We start from the raw sequence: 20,632 nt of genomic DNA, 5'->3' as shown, positions 1-20,632 counted from the left end.
GGGCCGCAGGGGGTGGGGGGGGGTGGGTGTGGCCGGCCCCGGGCGGGGGCCACACGATGGTTGCCGCCGCCGCCGGGGGGGGGGCGGGGTGGGGGGGGGGGGGGCGGGGCGGCCCCCCCCCGCTTCACCGGGTTCTGTACCGTGCCGTCGCGGCTGGCGCGGTTACTCGGACCTGACCTTGATGGAGCCGTCGACGATGGCCGCCTTGGCCTTCTCCACGGCCTCCTTGGCGCCCGGGACCTCGGCGAACTTCGGGTTGCTGTCCGCCAGGCCCACCCCGTCGGACTTCAGGTCGAAGGTGTGGGTGCCGGTCAGCGGCTTGTCGTCCTCGACGGACTCGGCCAGGGCGAAGACCGCGCCGTTGATGTCCTTGAGGGCGGAGGTCAGGATGGAGTCCTTGTAGGCCGCGAGGGCCTCCTGCTTGTACTGGTCCGAGTCGACACCGATCGCCCAGACCTTCGCCTTGGCGGCGGCCTCGATGACGCCCTGACCGGAGAGACCGGCCGCCGCGTACACCACGTCGGCCTTCTTCTCGATCTGGCCCTCGGCGGCGGTCTTGCCCTTGTCGGGGCTGGAGAAGCCGCCCTCCTCCGCGGTCTGCGTGAGGTACTGCGAGATGACCTTGACCTTCGGGTCGGTGTCCTTGACGCCCTGCTGGAAACCGGCCTCGAACTTGTGGATCAGCGGGACGTCCACGCCGCCGACGAAACCGACGGTCCTGGTCTTGGTGGCCTTGGCGGCGGCGACACCGGCCAGGTAGGAGGCCTCGTTCTCGGCGAAGACGAGGGAGGCGACGTTCTTGCCCTCGACCACGGAGTCGACGATGCCGAAGGTGGTGTCCGGGTACTTGGCGGCGACGGCCTTCATCGCCGGGCCGTAGGCGAAGCCGACGCCGATGACGGGGTTGTAGCCCTGCTTGGCCAGGGAGGTCAGGCGCTGCTCCTTGTCGGCGTCCGTCTCCCCGTCGGTGGGCTCGATGTCGGCGGTCCGGTAGCCGAACTCCTTCTCGGCCCGCTGCAGACCGGCGTACGCGGCGTCGTTGAAGGACTGGTCGCCCTTGCCGCCCACGTCGTACGCGAGGGCGAGGCCCTTGTCGTCACCGCCGTCGCCGCCGTCGCCGCTTCCGCCGCTGGTGCCGCCACAGGCCGTGGCGGCGAGTGCGAGCGACGCGACCCCCACCGCGACGCGGGTCAGTCTCGATATCCGACGCATCTGAAGTTCCCCATTCTCCAAAGCCCCGCAGCGGGCGCTCGGTTCGGCGCACAGTAACGCGCGTAGAAACTCCTGGGAACGGGGTTCCGCGGGGCCGTTACCCATTCGTGCCGCCGGCCGGTTTCCGCCGTGTGAACGACTGGCCCGAACGGGGGTGAACGGGGTGCCCGCAAGCGGACCGGCCCTCGCGGCGCCGGCCCCGCGGTGTCACTACTGCACGGCGTCGATGAGCGCCGCCGCGGTGAACATCTCCACGCCGACCGTGATGGCGTGCTCGTCCACGTCGAAGTCGCCCTGGTGGAGGTCGCGGACCGTGTGTTCGCCCGGCGGGCGGACGCCGAGGCGGGCCATGGCGCCGGGCACGTGCTCCAGGTACCAGGAGAAGTCCTCGCCGCCGAGGCTCTGCTCGGTGCTTTCGACGGCGTCGGTGCCGCGCCGGGCGACCATGGCGGCCTGGAGGAGTTCGGTGCTGGTGACCTCGTTGACGACCGGGGGGACACCGCGGACGTAGGTGATCTCGGACTTGGCCCGGTACAGGTTGGCGATCTCGTCGATGGCGCCCATCACCAGGTCGGGCGCCTGCCGCCAGGCGTCGAGGTCGAGGCAGCGCACGGTGCCGGCGAGTTCGGCGTGCTGCGGGATGACGTTCGGGGCGTGGCCGGACTCGATCCGCCCCCAGGTCAGGGCGAGCCCGCTGCGGCTGTCCACGCGCCGGGCGACGAGCGAGGGCACGTCGGTGATCACACGGGCGGCGGCGGTGACCAGGTCGGTGGTGAGGTGCGGGCGGGCGGTGTGGCCCCCGGGGCCGTTCAGGGCGATTTCCATCCGGTCGCAGGCGGAGGTGATGGGACCGACCCTGAGTCCGATCTTCCCGGCGTCCACCCGGGGGTCGCAGTGCACGGCCAGGATGCGGCGCACCCCGTCGAGCGCGCCGCCCTCGATGGCGTCGGCGGCGCCGCCGGGCAGCACCTCCTCGGCCGGCTGGAAGACCAGCCGCACGGGCCGGGGCAGCAGGCCCTGCTCGTGCAGGGCGGCGAGCACGAGCCCGGTGCCGAGGACGACGGTGGTGTGCACGTCGTGCCCGCAGGCGTGCGCGCGGTCCGGCACCTGCGAACGGTACGCGCAGTCGGCCTTCGTGTCCGGGATGGGCAGGGCGTCGATGTCGGCCCGCAGGGCGAGCATGCGCGGCCCGCCGGACCACTGTCCCGCGTCGGTGCCGGTGCCGATGTCGCAGACGAGTCCGGTACCGATGGGCAGCACGCGCGGCCTGAGACCGGCCCGCTCCAGCCGTTCCTTGATCGCGGCGGTGGTGCGGAACTCCTGGTTTCCCAGCTCTGGGTGCATGTGCAGGTCGCGGCGGAAGGCCACGAGCTCCGCACGCAGCGCGTCCGGCAAGGTGCCCGGCAGCACGGATTCACCGGGAGTGCCGGCCTCGGACTCTGGGGACATCAACACGTTCACCCTTTGCAGCGTAGGGCGCCCGAGCGACCGGCGGACCCACGATCAACAAAAAATAGACCCGTTGGAGGGAAGAAAACTCGGCCGTCCTACGCATAGTCATCGTCTTGCTTGGGTAAAATCGGCCGCTTTTCCAGCAGGGCCGATCATGAGGGGTCCACCGGGAGGGGTACCGACCACCCCGTGGCGCCCGTTCGGGATACAGGTACCACGCGACGACTGCCCCACGCGCCCGCGCCGCCCTGCGCAGTGGACGGCCCGCGTTCCCGTGCGGGAGAAGTCGAGCGTGGCGGAGTCGAGCCACCGGCGACAACGCCGCCGGTGGCGCCTCCCACGCCCTTGGTGCCGAGGTTGTCAGGCCGCCCGCCATGAGCGCGAACCGCGTCATCGTGCGCCGCGAGCGGCCGCACCCCGAAATCGGGCCGGTGGTCCGGGCTCATGCGGTCGGCCGCAGCCGGGGAAGGGCGGCGGCGGCCTCGGCCGCCGCCAGGCTCGGGGCGGCGGCGTCCTTCGGGGACAGGACGTGGGGGACGTCCGTCGGCCAGGCGATGCCGAGATCCGGGTCGTAGGGATCGATGCCGTGTTCGTGCTCCGGAGCGTAGCCGCTCGAGCAGAGATATATCATGGTGGCGTCGTCGGTGAGCGCCAGGAACGCGTGGCCGAGTCCAGGGCCCGCGTACAGCGCGGTGTGCCGCTGCTCGCCGAGCCGGACCGCCTCCCAGCGACGGTAGGTGGGGGAGTCCACCCGCAGATCGACCAGCACGTCCAACACGGCGCCGCGCACGCAGGTCAGGTACTTCGCCTGGCCGGGCGGCACGTCCGAGTAATGGACGCCGCGGAGGGTCCCGCGTTGCGAGACCGAGCAGTTGGCCTGGCTCAGCGGCAGCGCCTCCCCGGTGGCCGCCGCGAACACGTCGGCGCGGAACCACTCGTGGAAGGAACCGCGGTGGTCGCGGTGCACGGTGGGCTCCAGAGCGAAGGCGCCGTCGATGCTCAGCGGACGCACGGGGCGCTCAACTCCTGCTGGCAGAACTCGGCGAGTGCTTCGGCCCAGGGCCGCAGGGGTGCGGCCCCCAACTCCCGCCACCGCTCGTGCCCCAGCACGCTGAACAGGGGCCGGGGAGCGGCCCCGCCCCGGGAGGCGGTGTCGACCGCCACCACCCGGTCCGGGTCGGCGCCGCTCAGCCGGAACACCTCACGGGCCAGGCCGTACCAGCTGGTGCTGCCGATACCGGTGGCGTGGAAGGCGCCGGTGGTGCGGGAGGGAGGAGCGGCGGCCAGGGTCAGCAGTGCCCGGACCACGTCGTCGGCCCGGGTGGGCTGCCCGTACTGATCGGCGACCACGGCGACCGGGCCGGTACCCGCCGCGCGGTCCAGCATGGTACGGACGAAGCTGCCCCCGCGCCGACCGTAGACCCAAGCGGTGCGGACCACGGTCCCCAGGTGTGGCAGCTCCTCCAGCACAGCCCGCTCGCCCGCCAGCTTGGTGCGACCGTAGGCGTTCAGCGCGGCCGGCGGGTCGCACTCGTGGTGCGGCCGGTGGGGGCCGGTGCCGACGGCAGAGGGCAGGGCCCCCGCCGGGGGGCGGCTGCCGGCCGCCGCGGAGAAGACGTAGTCGGTGGAGAGATGCAGCAACCGGCTGCCGACGGCGGCGCAGCCGCGGGCCAGGCGCCGGGGCGCGATGCCGTTCAGCAGCATCGCCTCCTCCTCGTGGTGCTCGGCCTCGTCGACGGCGGTCCAGGCGGCGCAGTTGGCCACGATTCCGGGGCGGTGCCGCCGCAGGAACCGGGTCACCGCGTCGTGGTCGGTCACGTCGAGCTCCCGGCGAGGTGGGGCCAGCAGCGGCCGGCCGGCCTCCCGCAGCGCCGAGCACAGCGCACCGCCGATCCGGCCTCCCGCCCCGAGGACGAGCCAACCGCCGTCGGCCGTCATACGCCGGCCTCGTTCCCGGCGCCGGAGCGGGCCCCGTCCAGGACGGGCGCCTCACCGTGCGGGCGCACCTCACCGTGCGGGCGCACCTCGCCGTGCGGGCGGTCGGGGCGGATCAGCGGCTCCCACCAGGCACGGTTCTCGCGGTACCAGGCCACCGTCTCGGCCAGCCCCTCGTCGAATCCGCGGCGCGGCCGCCAGCCCAGTTCGCTCCGGATTCGGGAGGCGTCGACCGCGTAGCGCCGGTCGTGCCCCTTGCGGTCGGCCACCGGGCGGATCCGGTCCGGCCCCGCCCCGCACTCCGCCAGCAGCCGCTCGGTGAGGGCGCGGTTGCTCAGCTCCGTACCCGCGCCGATGTTGTAGACCTCGCCGGCCCGGCCACGGGCCAGGACCAACAGCAGTGCGCGGCAGTGGTCCTCGACGTGCAGCCAGTCGCGGACGTTGCCGCCGTCTCCGTACAGCGGGACGGTCAGACCGTCCAGCAGCCGGGTGGTGAACAGCGGAATGATCTTTTCCGGGTACTGGTTCGGTCCGTAGTTGTTGGAGCAGCGGGTGACGCGGACGTCGAGGCCGTGGGTGCGGTGGTGGGCCAGTACGAGCAGGTCGGCCGCCGCCTTGGAGGCGGCATAGGGGGAACGGGGCTGCAGCGGGTGGTCCTCCGGCCAGCTGCCCTCCTCGATCGACCCGTAGACCTCGTCGGTGGAGACGTGCAGCATCGTGCGGTCCGCGCCGTCGCCGCTGTGGTGGAGCAGGGCGTCGAGCAGGGTCTGGGTGCCCTGGACGTTGGTGGAGACGAAGTCGGCCGCCCGGTCGAGGGAGTGGTCGACGTGGGACTCGGCGGCCTGGTGCACGACTGCGTCGTGCGTGCCGACCAGCTCCCGGACGGTCCCGCCGTCGCGGATGTCGCCGTGTACGAAGGCCAGTCGGGGGTCGTCCCGGCAGTCGGCCAGGTTGGCGGGATTGCCCGCGTAGGTCAGCGCGTCCAGGACGGTGACACGGGTCAGTCCGGGCGGGCCGTCCGGGCCCAGCAGCAGTCGGACGAAGTGGCTTCCGATGAAGCCGGCCCCTCCGGTGACGAGGATTCTCACGGCGTCGGCTCCCGGTCAGTCGGTGATGTGGACACTGCTGTGGTCGCCGAGTACCAGGCGGTGCGCCCGCGGTATGTGCTCCGCCCGGCGGACGCGCGCGTCGCGGCCGATCAGTGATGCCTCGATCCGGCCGACGCCCTCGATCCGCGAGCGGTTGAGCACGATGGAGAACTCCAGTTCGCTGCCGGTGATGCGGCAATCGTCGGCCACGGAGGTGGACGGCCCGATGTAGGAGTCGACCACGACCGTGCGCGCGCCGACCACGACCGGGCCGACGATCCGCGAGCGCTCCACCCGCGCACCGGCCTCGATCCGCACCCGGCCGACCAACTCGCTGGCCTCGTCCACGGTGCCGAGCACCTCGGGGACGAGGGTCTCCAGAAGCGAACGGTTGACCTCCAGCATGTCGGTGACGTTCCCGGTGTCCTTCCAGTAGCCGGTCACGACCGTCGGCCGGACGGCGTACCCGTGGTCCACCAGCCACTGGATCGCGTCGGTGATCTCCATCTCCCCTCGAGCGCTGGGCGCGACGGCCCGGACGGCCTCGTGGATCGCGGGAGTGAAGAGGTAGACGCCGACGAGCGCCAGGTCGCTCCGCGGGCGGGCGGGCTTCTCCTCCAGCCGCACCACCCGGCCCTCGGCATCCGTCTCGACCACGCCGAAGGCGGACGGGTCGGTCACCTTGGTCAGCAGGATGCCCGCGTCCGGCCGCTCCTCGCGGAACCCGCGGACGACGTCGGTGATCCCGCCGGTGAGGACGTTGTCCCCGAGGTACATCACGAAGTCGTCCTCGCCGAGGAACTCGCGGGAGATCAGTACCGCGTGGGCCAGGCCACGCGGCCGGTCCTGCGGAAGATAGGTGACCGTGGCCCCGAACCGGGAGCCGTCGCCGACGGCGTCTCGGATCTCGCGGTGCGTCTCACCGACGATCATGCCGATCTCGGTCGCGCCCGCGGCCACCAGCGACTCGATCGCGTAGAAGAGGATCGGCTTGTTGGCCACCGGGACCAGCTGCTTGGCGGCCGTGTGCGTGATGGGACGCATCCGGCTGCCGGTCCCGCCGGCGAGGATGAGCGCTTTCATGGAGTTCCCTATCGGTGCTCGTGAGAGACCGCGACGGGGCGGTCGCCGTCGCACCCTGCCGCGCGGCGGGGCCCGCCACCACGGACACGCGCGGGCCCGGCGGGGGTGCGGGCGTCGGACGGGCTGCCCGGAGATCGCCCTCGGCCCGACGGTCCCGCTACGTCCTGATCCGGACCTGCACTGCCCTGTCTCCGTTTCCTCACAAGTCTCACCAGAAACATACACGGTCCTGTGATCCAGGTCACATTTCTTTGATCTTGAAAAGTGGCGCGCCCCAGTGTTTGACTCCGGCTCACAGCAAAGCAAAACCAGGTCAAGAAATTTTGATCAAAATTCTGCAAGCTGAACGGGGGCTCAATGTCACGGGTACACGCATTTCAAGCTGCCACGAGCGGACGCCAGGGACCGCGCGGCCAAAAATGCTTCTTCAGTGGAACCCGCGTCGACTGAGCGGTGATTGCACCCGCTCCGTTCCTGCCCCATCCGCAGGTTCTCCGCCTGAAGAGCGGCACTCAGAAGAATCAGCTCCACGCTACCGGTAGAACGCTGCACCGGTTTCCTCACACACGGTGACGGGTTTCTTCTGTACGATTTCTCGCCGCACTCATCGGCCTGCACCAGTATTCATGCAAGAAATCGGGAGATGCATGTGGCTGCGCCGCAGAGGAAAGTAGTGCCCATCGACCTGGATGCCGTACCCGAAATAGACAAGCTCCTGTCCGAACTGAGTCTGGGCACCTTCGTGCGGGAGTCCGTCACCTCCCCCATCGGCCGCAACAGCGCCTGGGCCGGCGCCACCACCACGGGGCGGCAGGTCTTCGTCAAGCGTTTGACGGGTGGCGGCGGGGACACCACGGCCCGGATGGACCGGACCCTCGCCTTCGAGGCGTACGCGCGTACCGCCCATCTCCCCGAGGTCCGCAGTCCAGCACTTCTGGGCAGTGACCCCGAGCACCAGCTGGTCGTCTTCGAGCGCGTCACCGACGCGCAGACCGGGGGCGAGCTGATGGTCGAGGAGACCTTCACCGAAGAGCAGTCTCACCAGGTCGGACGCGCTATCGGTCAGCTGCACCGCACACCTCCGGTGGACGCGTCGGGGCTGGACTCCACCCCTCCGCCGTTCCCGCCACTCGGCTTTCTGCGTGGACTCCCGATGTCCACCTACGTCCAGGCCAGCGCCGGTGAGCTGGAGGCCTGGCGACTGCTCCAGGGCGACCAGGTGCTGATCGACGCGCTGCGGCGGCTCGGCGAGCTGGAGCGGACCGCGCCGCGCGGCCCCTCGCACTGCGACTTCCGGGTGGACCAGCTCCTGGTCCGCAAGGACACCCTTTTCATCACCGACTGGGAAGAATTCCGCCTCGCCGATCCGGCGCGCGACGTGGGCGCCTTCGCCGGTGAGTGGATTTTCCGGTCGGTGCTCGACCTGGTGACCGACCGGGGTGACGAGGTATTCACCGACCTGGAATTCACACACGAGCTGATCATGCAGCGGGGCGTAGAAAAAATGAAACGACTACTTCCCCTGGTGCGCCAATTCTGGTGCGGTTACCGCGAGGTCCGGGAAGAGGTCGACGAAGGAATGGCGGTCCGGGCGACGGCGTTTGCAGGCTGGCATCTCCTGGACCGGCTGATAGCCGGTGCGGTGTCTTCGACGCGGCTCTCGGGAATTCAGCGGGCTGCTGCGGGAGTCGGCCGGGCAGCGGTGGTGACCCCCGAAAAGTTCTCCCTCACACTCGGTTTCGGAGACGTGAAATGAGCACAGCAGCGACCACGGCGGACGATGTTCTCGCTCCTGTCATATGCGACATCATCCGAGAAATCCGAGTCTCTCCGGACGGGAAAAAAGCCGTTGCCGGCAATCGCGACATCACTGCGGACACTCCCCGCGAGATGCGCCGACTGCTCTCCGAATCGATCTACGACGTCCACCACGCCGGCCAGCCCGACGGGCAGGTCCCGTCCCGGCTGCGTGACCGGGAACTGGAGGCCCGGCTGGTCGAGGTGGTGCCCCACCGGGAGATCACCGTCCGGGCGGTACTCCGCTCCGGCCCGGAGCGGATGACGGACGACGGACCGGAGCGGTTCCTGGTGGAGCGCGAGGGCGTCCGCTTCTGGGCGCCGCGAAGCGCCCTGCCCGGCACCGTGGACGGCGGTCCGGGGGACCGCGTCGACCTGGTGATGCCCTCCGCACGGCCGGCTCTCTCGCCGGGCTTCTTCCTGGTGGACGGCTCCCGCCAGCGCCGGGGGGCGAAAGAGGTGCTCCGCGTCTACCTGCACGTGGCCGACGTCGAGCACGCCGTCGGCGTCTGGCAGGCGGCGCTGACCTTCCTCGAAGACCACGCGGTGCCCTACCGCGCCAAGATGCTGTCCGCGGCGGAGCTCTACCCGCGGCGCGACTCCATCGTGGTCTACCTCGACGGTGAACTGGCCGCGATCGCCCCCGAACTCGCCGAGGCCGTCGCGCAGGCACCCGGCCTGGAGCCGGCCGTCTCGTCGTTCGCGCAGGAGCTGCGCCCCGGGATAGCCACCGCCTGGGAGCCCGTGGACACCCAGCCCGGCATGCAGGGCCTGAGCTTCGGCCAGCACCGCGCCACGGTCCTCGCCGCCGCCCTCGTCGACAGCGCCGAGGACCCCTCGCAGACCGAGCGGAAGGTCGTCGAGCACTTCGTGGCCGCCGCGATCGACCCGGCGCGCCCGGCGCACAACCGAACCCCCTGAGCCCCTTACAGGGAGCGTCAGCGGCGCTCCCTGTACCGAGTTCAGTCGCTTGAAGAAGGAAGGGAAGAAACACCATGAGCCAGAACGACAACATCATGGAGCTCGTCGCGAGCTACGACACCTACATGGACGCGAGCGAACTCGACGTCAACGCGGTGACCGACGCCCCCGCCACCACCTGGTACTGCGCGGCCGTCAGCGTGAGCCTCCTCACCGGGGCCACCTACGAGGCCACCTGCTGACGAGGCACCCGCGCAGCACCTGCCCCGACCGCGAAAGCCATCCGCGCACCGGGGCCGGGCCGGGAGCACCATCCGCCGGCCACACCCGCACCACCCATCAGATCCCGATCGAGGAGGACCCATGGAGAAGGCCGATTCCATCATGGAGCTGCTGTCCGGCTACGAGGCCTACAGCAGTGTCGAGGAGATCAACCTGTCCGCCGCGTCGGACGCCCCGGCCACCACGGCGTACTGCGCCGCCGCCAGCCTCAGCTGGCTGACCGGCCAGGCGGTCTCCAAGACGATCGACGACGGCTGCTGAACACGGCGCCGCCGAAGGGCCGTTGAGCTGAGCGCACCGCCGCGCGGCCGACGATCCGCTGCAGCACCCAGGTGAGCCGTGGGGGGGGGGGGGGGGGCGGGCCCCCGCGCCCCGCCCCCCCCCCCCCACGGCCGCTTCCCACAGCGAGGGAAAGGCCCCGCGAGTGTCCTCGGGGCCCCTCGATGCGTATGCAATTGTCCCAGATCCCAGTAAGGCGTGAATCGGCGATGGTGAATCCCCGGCCCAGCGAGAAACTGCTCTCCCGGGCGGACCTGCTGACCCCTGCCGTCATCCGGGCTGCCGCCACCCTGTGCGTGGCGGACCACATCGCGGCCGGAGCCACCACCGCGGCCGCCGTCGCCGAGCGCGCCGGCGCGCGGTCCGACGTGATGGCCGCGCTGCTGCGCCGGATGGCGGAGCTGGAGCTGCTGACGGCCACGGACTCCGGGCCGGAGGGCGAGCCGCACGAACAGCACTTCGCGCTGACCGAGGCGGGCGACCCGCTGAGGTCCGACCACCCGATCAGTGTCCGGCAGGCGCTGCGCAACGACGGGATGGTGGGCAGCGGCGCTCTGTCCCTGCTGCGACTCGACCACACCGTCCGCACCGGTGAACCGGCGGTGGCCGCCGACGGCGGGAACTACTGGGAGCGGGTCAACGGTGAACCGGAGTACGTCGACGAGTGGGCCGAGCAGTCCCGGGCCCTCGACCAGGCCCAGGACCAGGCCCTGCACTGGGACGCCGACAGCATCGTCACCGCCTACGACTGGAGCCGCGTCGGCAGTGTCGTCGACGCCGGCGGGCACCTCGGCGTCATCCTGATGGCGCTGCTGCGCAAGCACCCGCACCTGCGTGGCACCCTCGTCGACCTCAAAAACGTCTCCGAGCAGGCGGGCAGGCGCTTCGCGGCCAGTGACGTCGCGGACCGCGCCGAGGCGGTCGTCGGCAGTTTCTTCGAACCGCTCCCGCGGGCCGACGTCTATCTGCTCTCGGCGATTCTCGCCGACTGGTCGGACGCGGACGCGGTGCGCATCCTCGCCAACTGCCGCTCCTCGGCGGGTGCGGACGGCCGCATCCTGCTCGCCGAGGTCGCGATGCCCACCGACAGCGCCGCCATGGAGCTGCGGATGCGCTCCATGATGCCCGCCCCCTCGCGCTCGCTGCCGGAGCTGGAGGCGCTCGGTGCCGCAGCCGGGCTGCGGGTCACCTGGCGGGGCCCCTCCACCGCCGTGCGGACCCTGCTGGAATTCGTCCCCGCGTGAGCTGCGCCTCTGCTGTGAAAGGAGTCCGACCTGTGACGGAGAAGGAGCCGAAGGGCGAGCTGAGCATTCTGCGGGAGCTCACGGCCGGCGACGGGAAGTGGCAACTGGCCGTTGTGGGCCTGCTGTCCCTTCTGGCCACCGCTTCGACGCTGGTGCTGCCGTGGCTTGTCGGCAAGCTGATCTCCTCGCTCGGCGACGGCGGGATGAACGGGTGGACCTGGCTGCTCGTTGCCCTGGGCATCGGGTCCGCGCTGGCGAACGCCGGTGCCACCTTCATGCTCTCCCGGCTCGGCCAGCAGATGATCTACCGCCTGCGGGTGCGCACCATGCGGCACTCGCTGGGGATGCGGCTGGCCGACATCCGCGGCGAGGGCGGCGGCAACCTGGTCGCCCGGATCACGTCGGACACCGCCAGGATCAAGCGGTTGATCGACGTCGGTCCGATCCAGCTCCCGATGGCCGCCGTCACCACCGCGGGCACCCTGGTGATCATGGGCTTCATCGACTGGGTCCTGCTGCTCGTCACCCTCGGCGCCTTCCTGGTGGCCGCAGCCCTGATCGTGCTCGTCGTCAAGGGCCTGCGCCGCAGCTACCTCGCCGTCCAGGAGACGACCAGCGGTCTCGCCCAGCGCTTCGTCTCCGCGGTGGAGGCCGTCAAGGTCATCAAGGCGTACCAGGCGGAGGAGCAGGTCGCGAAGGACCTCGCGGACAAGGCGCAGGACCTGGCGAAGCGGGAGATCGGCGCGGCCCGCATGGAAGCGCTGATGATGCCGTCCGTCAACCTCGGTCAGCAGATCGCCATGGTCGCCGTGATCGTCGGCGGCGGTGCCCGGATGATGGACGGCCGGATCGAACTGGCCGATTTCGTCGCCTTCCTCCTGTACCTGCTCCAGCTCACCGGCCCGCTGATGATGGCCTCGTCCGGTATCACCGCGCTGAAGATGGGCCTGGTCGCGAAGGACCGGTTCACCGGCCTGTTCGCCAAGGAACAGGAGGGTGAGGGGGACCCGGCACCGGCCGCGGTCACGGGTGGCGGCCCGGTGGCCGGCGCACCCGCGGTGCAGTTCGACAAGGTCGACTTCAGCTACGGAGCCAACCCCGTACTGCGCGCGGTGGACTTCCAGGTACCGGCCAAGGGCCTGACCGCGATGGTCGGGCTCTCCGGCTCCGGCAAGACCACCTCGCTGGAGCTGATCCAGCGGTTCTCCGACACGGCCGGCGGCAGCGTGCGCGTCTTCGGCCGCGAGGTCACCGAGTGGCCGCTGCGGCAGCTGCGCGCCCAGATGGCCTTCCTGGACCAGACGTCGACACTGGTGCAGGACTCGGTGCGGCGCAACCTCACCCTCGGCCGGGACCCCGACGCCCTCACCGACGAGCAGTTGATGCGGGCGCTGGAACGGGTCGGACTGGCCGAGGAGATCGGTCGTACCCCGGGCGGGCTCGACACCGTGCTGGCGGGGGAGACGGACCTGTCCGGTGGTCAGCGCCAACGCCTGGGCATTGCCCGGGCGATGCTCACCGAGGCGCCGCTGATCCTGCTGGACGAGCCCTCCTCGCAGCTGGACAGCGTCAACGAGCAGAAACTGCGCGACTCGGTGGACGCCCTGGCGGGGGACCGGGCCGTCCTGGTGGTCGCGCACCGAATCTCCACCGTGCAGCACGCCGACCACGTGGTCGTGTTCGAAGGAGGCGAGGTAGTCGGCAGAGGCACCCACGAGTCCCTCATGACGGACTGCCCGCAGTACGCGAAGCTGGTCGAGGGCCAGCGCCTGATCAGTGAGGCGGTGTCGGCGTGACCGACTACTCGTTCATGGTCCCCTTCGTGCCGCTCCGTCCGCAGCAGCTGCTGCCCTACGCGGCGCTCGCCCAGTGGAGCAGCACCCGCTGCATGTGGCAGGGCCAGGCCGCGGCCAGCGACCCGATGCAGACCTTCACCTACGCCGCTGCCCAGGGCTTCCAGACGCCGGTCGGCACCTCGGTGCAACTGATGCCGTTCTGCCACCCCTTCGACGCCACCCTGCGGGCCAGGAGCCTGGCCGCCGGCACCGGGCAACCGGTGGTCGCCGGGTTCGGACCGGGTGCGAAGGTGCTCCAGCGCAGCCTGCTCGGTGCTCCCTACCGCAGCCAGCTGGGCGCCGTCCGCGACTACCTCACCATCGTGCGCAGCCTGCTGGAGACGGGGAAGGCCGACTACGAGGGCGAGTTCTACTCGTGCCGCAACACGGTGCCGCCGATGCCGCTGCCGGCCATCGAGCTCGGCGTCGGCATCCTCCGGCCGCGGATGGCCGAACTGGCCGGTGAACTCTCCGACGTCGCCATCAGCTGGCTGACCCCGGCCGCGTATCTGCGCGACACCGTCATCCCGGCGCTGCGCCGCGGAGCCGAGAAGGCCGGCCGGCCGGCGCCCCGGGTGGCGGCGCTGGTACCCGTCGCCCTGAGCAAGCCCGAGCGTGACGTCATCCAGTTGGCGCTGACCAGCAACGCCGGCCATATGACCCTGCCGCACTACATCGACATGCTGCGCCGCTCCGGCATCGACGTGAACATGGAGGAGTCCCCGGAGAACAGCGCCAAGGCACTGCTGGCCGGTGGCGCCTTCCTCTACGGCGACCGGTCGGAACTCAAGGACAGACTGAAGGAGTTCGAGGATGCCGGGGTGGACGAGATCGTGCTGAACCTGACCGGCGTCGCCGGGCTGGAGGGCAAACAGGTCGCCCTGCGCGAGATCGAGACACTGCTGCGCGAGGTCGCCCCGTGACGGCCCCCGCACCGCAGCCCCAGCACGGTCCGCCGGGGCTCGGCGCGCCGGAGGTGCCCGTCTTCGGACTGTCCCGGCTGCTCGTCGTCGTGACCGGGTCCGCGGCTGCCGGCGCCATGCCGCAGTGGCTCACCTGGCTCCGGTCCGCCTATCCGGAGCTGGGCGTCAAGGTGGTGATGAGCCGGAGCGCCGAGCGGTTCGTCACCCCGATGTCCCTGCGGCTGAGGCTGGACGAGGACGTGCTCATCGACTCCTGGGACGACTGCGAGCGCGCCCGCCACGTGGAGCACGCCGAGTGGGCCGAGGCGGTCGTCGTCCATCCCGCCACTTTCCACTTCACCGCCCGGTTCGCACTCGGTCTCGCCGACACCCCGGCCCTGCTCACCCTCCAGTGCACCGACGCGCTGGTCGCCCTGGCCCCCGCGCTGCCGCCCGGCGGGCTGGAGAGCCGGGCCTTCCAACAGCACTGGGCGAGCCTCGCGGCCGATCCGCGCGTCGTGCTGGTTCCGCCGATCCAGGGCTACAGCCTGACGACCGGTCAGGAGGACAGCTGGGTGCCACCGCCGCTGCCCGAAGTGCTGCGGCGGATCGAGAACCGTCGGCTCGAACTCGGCAAGGAGACCGGACGTCCCGCACGCACCTCGGCGCGGGAGTACGCGGCGACACTCGCGGACGGAGCACGGTCGTGACCGCGGGAGGAGCCCGGACCGCGGACCGGGCGGAATCGCTCAGAAGGGAGTTCGGCACCGGGCTGCTCACCACGGTCGTCACGGGCCTGCCCGACGGCGGCTACCGGTGGCAGCGCCGCAACGGCCTCCAGTCCCCGGCCCCCTTCGCCCCCGTGCCGGACTCCCCCGCCGAAGCCGCCGGCGACGTCGGCGCTCTCGGGCCGGGGGACCCCGCGCCGCCCGAAGACGGTCCCGGGCCGAAGGCGGCCCGCACCGGCGACCGGATCCGGCAGCTGCGCCCGGACGGCGCGGTGCGCTGGGTGGTCGGCGAAGCCGAGGGCGCGGACCGCGTGTACCGGGTACGCGGCCCGGAGTCCGTCGCCGGTCGGCTGCTGCGCGAGGGCCCGGACGAGCAGCTGGCCACCACCCTGCACGGACTCGGCAGGGCCCTGCGCGCGCTGCACGCCCTGCCGGTACCGCAGGACGTCGGCTCCGGCGTCCGTCCGCGCGGCCTGGTCCGGCTCGACGACTGGCTGGCCGGCCGCTCGCCCAGCCCGCGGGCCGCCTACGCCGAGTCGTTCCTGCGGCCCCGGCTCGGGGACGCCCACCTGTCCGCGGTGCGGGAGCTGAGCGCGGAACTGACCGCGGGCCCCGGCAACGCGGACACCGTCCTGTGCCACGGGGCGCCCGGACTCGGCGCGCTGATCCCGGCCGCTGCCGGAACCGGCGCCCGGGGCGAGGCGGACATGCTGATCGGCGAGGACCTGTGCCCGGCCTCCTGGCAGTTCGACGTGGGCTGGACGCTCGGCGAACTCGTCGAGCTGAAGTGGTACCGCGGCGGCGACCGGCCCGAGCAGTGGTCGGCGTCGCTCCGGTCCTTCTTCCAGGGCTACGGTCGCGACCTCGGCGACGCCTGGGCCCGGCACGCCGCCCTGCGGGTGCTGCTGCACCTGCACGACTACACCTCCTACGTCGGCTGGGACCAGCACACCGTCGAGAAGTACACGGGCTTCGTGAAGTTCTTGCTGGACACCTGAGCTCGGAGAACCCACCGTGACCACCACCGCACCGCCCGCCGCACACCGCGCGGTCCCGGGCACGCCGCTCCGGCGCACGCTCGCCAACGGTCTGCGCGTCGTCCTCGCCCCGCACTGGCCGACACCGCGCACCGCGGTCAGTGTCCACGTCGGGGTCGGGTTCCGGTCGGAGCGCCCGGGGCAGGAGGGCCTGGCGCACCTCTTCGAGCACCTGATGTTCCGGGGCAGCGAGAGTCTGCCCCGCGGCACCTTCTTCGACGCCCTGCACGCGCAGGCCGGCACCGCGAACGGCACCACGCACCAGGACTACACGGACTACGTCCAGGTCGTGCCCGCCGCGGCGCTGGAGCAGGCCCTGTTCCGGGAGGCGGACCGGCTGCGTGCGCCGAGGTTCACCGAGGAGCAGCTGGCCGCCCAGCTCACCGGGGTCGGCCAGGAGATCGCCCACATGCGGGACGGCCGGCCGTTCGGCGGCTGCCCGTGGCCGCTGCTCCCCCGGCTGCTCTTCGACAACTTCGCCAACACCCACGACGGCTACGGCGGCATCGAGCAACTGCGGCGCACGGGGGTGGAGGACTGCGCACGCTTCTTCGACACCCACTACGCGCCGGGCAACACGGTGCTCACCGTGCTGGGCCCGCACTCGCCGGAAGAGGTGTGGCCGCTGGTGGAACGGCACTTCGGCGACATCCCGCCCCGACCGGTGCCCGCGCCGCCCGCGCTCGACGAGCCGCCGCTGACCGCGGACCGCTACGGGCACTGGCGGGAACCGGGCACCGAGCTGACCGCGGTCGCGGTGGGCCACCGGCTGCCCGACCCGGCCACGGCGCTCACCGACTACCTCGCGCACCAGGTACTCGTGGAGGTGCTCGGCCGGTCCGCCGCCGAGGGCGGCCTCCCCGGCGCCGCGCGGGTCAGCGCGTCCTGCGGCTTCTTCGGACCACTGGACACGGTGCGGCCGGACGCCCTCGTGCTCACCGCCCTGCTGCCGCCGGGCCGGACCGCCGAGGGCTTCACCGCAGGGCTCACCGAGTGGTGGCAGCGGCACGGGTCGCCGGCACACGTCGCCAAGGGCGCCCGTCGCGCGGCAGCGGCCCTGGCCGCCCGGCACGGCCGCGCCCACGGCGACCTTCAGGAGCGGTGCCGGGCCCTGGGGCGGCTCGAACTCCTCCAGGGCCGGCCGGAACTCGTCGACGAGATACCCCGATTGCTCGCGGACACCGCTCCCGAGCGGGTCGCGGCAGCGGCTGCGGGGCTCGCCCGTACCCCCCGGGCCGTACTGCTGCTGGAGCCGGGCCCGCGCCGCACCCGTCCCGCGCCCGTCGTGCCGCCCGCGGGCCGCGCAGACGGCACGGCCGACCCGTCCGGGCCCAGCGGCGCCGCGGGGCCGGTGCGCTCGGCCGCCGCACTGGGCAGCAGCCCGCTCGGCGTCCGGCCGCTGCCGCCGTTGGCCGAGCAGCCCGAAGCGGTCCTCGACCGCGCCCGGGAGACCCGGCTGCCCGGCGGACTGCGGCTGATAGCGGTGCGCGACCGGCGCTCGGCCCTCGTCGAGCTGCGGCTGCGCGTCTCGCTGGGTGCCGAGGGGTGGCGCGAGCCGCGCCGGGTGGCCCGGCTCCTGGGCACCGCGGACCTCACGGTGCGGGCCACGGCGCGCGCCGCGCTGCTGGGCGGCGGGCTGCGGCTGAGCACCGACGGCCAGTGGGCGGATCTCGCGGCCTGGTGCCCGGTGTCCGAGCGGACCGCCCTGCTGCGGATCCTGGCGGAGCTGCTCGACCCGGCCCGGCTGCCCGACGGCCTGCGGTCCGCCGGCGAGCGGTTGCTGGAGCAGTCACCGGAGCGGCGGATGGACGAGGTGCTCCGTCGGCACTGGGCCCCGGTCCGCGCGCCCGGCGGGGGCCTGCCGGATCCGGCGGAGCTGCACCGGAGGGTGCTGGGCCCGCACGGTGCGGTGCTGGTCTCGGTCGGCGACGTGGACCCGGAACGGACCGCGGCCGAGGTCGCCGAGGCGCTGTCGGGATGGACCGGGCGCGGTGCGCCGGCCGCCGCGGGGGCGGGGGGAGCGGGCGGCCCCGCGGGGGTGCTCGCGGTGGACGTCCCGGACGCGCCGGGCCTGCCCGCGGGCACCGGGGACTTCGTGCACGTGACCCTTTCCGGCGAGGAGCCCGGCGTCGGCGCCCACGACCCGGCCCGCTACCTGGTGACCGCGCTGTTCGGCGGCCACCCCGGCTCGCGGCTGTCGGCGTGGTGCCGGCGCGGAGGGCACACCGACCACCATCTCTCCGCCGGCCGCGACCGGCTCGCCGACCGGCCCCGGGCGCTCGTGCGCTTGACGGTGCCGCGCCACTCGCTGGCTCCCGCCGTGGCGGGGGTGACGGACGAGGTGCGCAGGCTCGCGGCCGTACCGGTGCCGGCGGCCGAGGTGGAGGAGGCCCGGCGGTACTGCGCCACGCAGTTGTTGTCCGCCTTCGACTCGCCGGGCCTGCTCGCGGACGCGCTGCGGTACACCTTCGCCGCCGGACGCGACCTGGACTGGGTGATCCGCCGCCCACGGCTGCTGGGCGCGGTCGGCCCGGAAGCGGTCTCGGCGGCGGCCGGGGCGCTCTACGGCTCGCTGACCGAATCCGCCGTGGTGCTCGGGCGTATCGACCGCCGGGAAGCCGTGCGCGAACTGGAGCGCGCGGGCGTACGGCGCGGGACACCGGCATGACACCCCGACCGCCTCTTGCCGTGATGGAAAGTCAACGTTACGCTTTCCGCAGTGGAAAGGAAGGGGAACATCATGGGGCCGATCAACCCGAAGGACGCCCGGGAGGCCATCTCCCGGGCCGAGGCAGCCCAGGCCGACGGCGCGGAGCGCGCCGTCCGGCCGACCTGGTACTACCCGGCGCTCGGCGGCGGCCTTCTCCTGGCCTTCGCCTCGTTCAGCCTCGACATGGCCACCTTCGGTGTGCCGATCGGGCTGGTGATCGTCCCGGTGGCCGTCGAGACACTGGCGAGGCAGGCCACCGGAGCATCGCCGTACCGCTCCTACACAGGTCCGGCCACCCGGGGGATCGCGGTCGCGTTCGTCCTGCTGACCGCGGCGCTGTTCGCCCTGGGACTCGCGCTGGAGAGCGCCGTCGGCCTCACCGGGGCCATGGCCGTCGCCGGACTGGCCGCCGCCGCGGTCACGGTCGTGACCGGTCGTCGGCTGGACCGGGCCCGCGCGGCGCAACTGGGCACGACCGGGGGGGAGGTGTGACCGCACCCGCCTTCGACGAGATCATCCATCCGTACAACCGGCTCCAGATCTGCGCGATGCTCTCCTCGGTCGAGTCGATGGCCTTCTCCGAGGTGCGCGACGCACTCGGGGTGAGCGACTCGGTGCTCAGCAAGCAGGTCAAGGTGCTCCAGGAGGCCGGCTACCTGCGGGTGGTCAAGGAGACGCAGAACTCCCGCCTCCGCGCCTGGCTCGAACTGGCCCCGGCGGGCCGCAGAGCCCTGGCCGGCCACCTCGCGCAACTGCGCAGCATCGCCGAGGCGGCCGGACCGCTCCCCGGCTGACTCCCTCATCCCGACCCCGTCCCGGAGCGGCGTCCGGGGCCGCCGCCGAAGACACCCCGAACGAGAGAGGCAGCCATGGCACACATAGCCCTGATGTCGGTGCCCCTGCACGGTCATGTCAATCCGCTGCTGGGGGTGGCCGCCGAACTCGTGGCCCACGGCCACCGTGTCACCTTCGCGACGGGCCGCGGCTTCACGACGCTGATCGAGGAGACCGGCGCCACCGCCGTCGGCTACGACTCGACCTTTCCCGTCCCGGGCGGCGAACGGCAGGACTGGCTCCCCGACGACGACGACGGAAGCCTCGCCGTCGAGGCGTTCACCCGCGAACGCGAGGCTGTGCTGCCGCAGGTCGCCGAGGCGTACGCGCGGGACCGGCCCGACCTCGTCGTCTACGACACCGTCACCGGACACGCGCCGGTGCTCGCCCGCTGGTGGGGCGTGCCCGAGGTGCAGTTCTCACCCAGCCACGTCTTCCCCGAGGGCACCGCAGGACCGGGTACCGGCTCCGGCCGGGGCGCCCTCACCGAGCTGGTGCCCTGCGTGGTGGCCCTGCCGAGGCCGCTGCAGTTCCAGGCGGAGAACACGGGGAGGAATCACGTGTTCGTCGGCCCGACCGGCTGGCGGCGTCCCGCGCACGGCGAGTGGACCCCGCCGGCCGACGACCGGCCGGTCGCGCTCGTTTCCCTGGGCACCACCTACAACACCAGGACCGAACTCTTCCGCTGGGCGGCCGAAGCGTTCGGCGCCCTCGACGGGCGGGACTGGCATGTGGTGGTGGCCATCGGACACAACACCGACCCCGGCGCACTCGGCGAGCTGCCGGCCGGCGTCGAGGTGCGCCCGTGGGTACCGCAGCAGGCCGTGCTGGCCCGTGCCGAGGTGTTCGTCACCGCGGGCGGCACCGGCAGCGTTCTCGAAGGTCTCTCCTGTGGGGTGCCGCTCGTCGTACTGCCCCAGGCGATCGAGCAGTTCGTCACCGCGAGCCGGGTGGCCGAGCTGGGCGTCGGCCGTACCGTGCTGCCGGCGGAGGCTTCCGCCGACTCCCTGCTGGCGGCGCTGCGCGCGGTGGTCTCCGACCCGGGGACCGCGCGCCGGCTCGCCGGGATGCGGGCCGAGATCGCGGCCTGCGGCGGAGCGCGGGAAGCGGCCGACGTCGTCTGCGCACGGCTTCCTGGGCGGACCCTCCCGGCAGCCGCGGGCACGGGGCCCGCGCGACGGAGTCCGGACCCGGGCCACGGCGCTCCGCCGGGCGGGCCGACCGCTCCGGCGGGCAGACCGAGCCGGACCGCAGCGAGAAGGGACCGCCCGTGACGGAGACGCGCACGGCCCA

The 20,632-nt window shown here is 72.4% G+C and carries 19 protein-coding genes; 13 read left to right on the top strand and 6 right to left on the bottom strand.

Annotated features, from left to right (window positions below):
* Nucleotides 1-162: 162 nt before the first annotated feature.
* From ACGFYH_RS06230 to ACGFYH_RS06205, 6 genes are all read right to left on the bottom strand, one after another.
* The gene (locus ACGFYH_RS06230) at nt 163-1,212 is read right to left on the bottom strand and encodes a BMP family protein (RefSeq protein WP_393801933.1); all 1,050 of its coding nucleotides are present in this window, start codon (nt 1,210-1,212) and stop codon (nt 163-165) included.
* 210 nt (nt 1,213-1,422) lie between these two features.
* On the bottom strand, nt 1,423-2,661 hold the full coding sequence (locus tag ACGFYH_RS06225) for a M20 family metallopeptidase (protein ID WP_393801932.1): 1,239 nt from the start codon (nt 2,659-2,661) through the stop codon (nt 1,423-1,425).
* Between the two features lie 445 nt (nt 2,662-3,106).
* Nucleotides 3,107-3,676 carry a dTDP-4-dehydrorhamnose 3,5-epimerase family protein gene (locus ACGFYH_RS06220; RefSeq protein WP_393801931.1) on the bottom strand — a complete coding sequence of 190 codons (570 nt, stop codon included), beginning with the start codon at nt 3,674-3,676 and terminating at the stop codon, nt 3,107-3,109.
* Nucleotides 3,664-4,602, bottom strand: a complete 939-nt coding sequence (rfbD, locus tag ACGFYH_RS06215) for a dTDP-4-dehydrorhamnose reductase (protein ID WP_393801930.1) — start codon at nt 4,600-4,602, stop codon at nt 3,664-3,666. The genes ACGFYH_RS06220 and rfbD overlap by 13 nt, the downstream gene beginning before the upstream one ends.
* Nucleotides 4,599-5,687, bottom strand: a complete 1,089-nt coding sequence (rfbB, locus tag ACGFYH_RS06210) for a dTDP-glucose 4,6-dehydratase (protein ID WP_393801929.1) — start codon at nt 5,685-5,687, stop codon at nt 4,599-4,601. The genes rfbD and rfbB overlap by 4 nt, the downstream gene beginning before the upstream one ends.
* Before the next feature lie 15 nt (nt 5,688-5,702).
* Complete coding sequence (locus ACGFYH_RS06205) at nt 5,703-6,770, bottom strand: glucose-1-phosphate thymidylyltransferase (protein ID WP_393801928.1); 1,068 nt, start codon at nt 6,768-6,770, stop codon at nt 5,703-5,705.
* A gap of 673 nt (nt 6,771-7,443) precedes the next feature.
* Here ACGFYH_RS06205 and lxmK point away from each other — a divergent pair.
* From lxmK to ACGFYH_RS06140, 13 genes are all read left to right on the top strand, one after another.
* Nucleotides 7,444-8,526 (top strand): class V lanthionine synthetase subunit LxmK, encoded by a 1,083-nt coding sequence (gene lxmK, locus ACGFYH_RS06200; RefSeq protein WP_393801927.1) that lies wholly within the window; start codon nt 7,444-7,446, stop codon nt 8,524-8,526.
* A gap of 134 nt (nt 8,527-8,660) precedes the next feature.
* A complete protein-coding gene (locus ACGFYH_RS06195) occupies nt 8,661-9,488 on the top strand; it encodes a T3SS effector HopA1 family protein (protein ID WP_393801926.1) in 828 nt (275 codons plus the stop codon).
* Between the two features lie 74 nt (nt 9,489-9,562).
* Nucleotides 9,563-9,730 (top strand): hypothetical protein, encoded by a 168-nt coding sequence (locus tag ACGFYH_RS06190; RefSeq protein WP_393801925.1) that lies wholly within the window; start codon nt 9,563-9,565, stop codon nt 9,728-9,730.
* 121 nt (nt 9,731-9,851) lie between these two features.
* On the top strand, nt 9,852-10,031 hold the full coding sequence (locus tag ACGFYH_RS06185) for an LxmA leader domain family RiPP (RefSeq protein WP_393801924.1): 180 nt from the start codon (nt 9,852-9,854) through the stop codon (nt 10,029-10,031).
* Nucleotides 10,032-10,258: 227 nt separating this feature from the next.
* Nucleotides 10,259-11,293 (top strand): methyltransferase, encoded by a 1,035-nt coding sequence (locus ACGFYH_RS06180; protein ID WP_393801923.1) that lies wholly within the window; start codon nt 10,259-10,261, stop codon nt 11,291-11,293.
* A 32-nt stretch (nt 11,294-11,325) separates the two neighbouring features.
* Nucleotides 11,326-13,089: an ABC transporter ATP-binding protein gene (locus ACGFYH_RS06175; RefSeq protein ID WP_393801922.1), complete on the top strand. Its 1,764-nt coding sequence runs from the start codon at nt 11,326-11,328 to the stop codon at nt 13,087-13,089.
* The gene (locus ACGFYH_RS06170; RefSeq protein ID WP_393801921.1) at nt 13,086-14,051 is read left to right on the top strand and encodes an LLM class flavin-dependent oxidoreductase; all 966 of its coding nucleotides are present in this window, start codon (nt 13,086-13,088) and stop codon (nt 14,049-14,051) included. Before ACGFYH_RS06175 ends, ACGFYH_RS06170 begins: the two co-directional genes overlap by 4 nt.
* Nucleotides 14,048-14,740 carry a flavoprotein gene (locus ACGFYH_RS06165; protein WP_393801920.1) on the top strand — a complete coding sequence of 231 codons (693 nt, stop codon included), beginning with the start codon at nt 14,048-14,050 and terminating at the stop codon, nt 14,738-14,740. Before ACGFYH_RS06170 ends, ACGFYH_RS06165 begins: the two co-directional genes overlap by 4 nt.
* Nucleotides 14,737-15,756 (top strand): hypothetical protein, encoded by a 1,020-nt coding sequence (locus tag ACGFYH_RS06160; protein ID WP_393801919.1) that lies wholly within the window; start codon nt 14,737-14,739, stop codon nt 15,754-15,756. The genes ACGFYH_RS06165 and ACGFYH_RS06160 overlap by 4 nt, the downstream gene beginning before the upstream one ends.
* Before the next feature lie 16 nt (nt 15,757-15,772).
* Nucleotides 15,773-18,463: a M16 family metallopeptidase gene (locus ACGFYH_RS06155; RefSeq protein WP_393801918.1), complete on the top strand. Its 2,691-nt coding sequence runs from the start codon at nt 15,773-15,775 to the stop codon at nt 18,461-18,463.
* A 51-nt stretch (nt 18,464-18,514) separates the two neighbouring features.
* Nucleotides 18,515-18,997: a hypothetical protein gene (locus tag ACGFYH_RS06150; protein ID WP_393801917.1), complete on the top strand. Its 483-nt coding sequence runs from the start codon at nt 18,515-18,517 to the stop codon at nt 18,995-18,997.
* On the top strand, nt 18,994-19,299 hold the full coding sequence (locus ACGFYH_RS06145; RefSeq protein ID WP_393801916.1) for a transcriptional regulator: 306 nt from the start codon (nt 18,994-18,996) through the stop codon (nt 19,297-19,299). Before ACGFYH_RS06150 ends, ACGFYH_RS06145 begins: the two co-directional genes overlap by 4 nt.
* A gap of 75 nt (nt 19,300-19,374) precedes the next feature.
* On the top strand, nt 19,375-20,613 hold the full coding sequence (locus ACGFYH_RS06140) for a nucleotide disphospho-sugar-binding domain-containing protein (protein ID WP_393801915.1): 1,239 nt from the start codon (nt 19,375-19,377) through the stop codon (nt 20,611-20,613).
* Nucleotides 20,614-20,632: the final 19 nt, after the last annotated feature.

This window comes from Streptomyces sp. NPDC048392, assembly GCF_043200575.1.
Lineage (GTDB): Bacteria > Actinomycetota > Actinomycetes > Streptomycetales > Streptomycetaceae > Streptomyces.
This window is presented reverse-complemented; position numbering and strand designations above follow the sequence as displayed.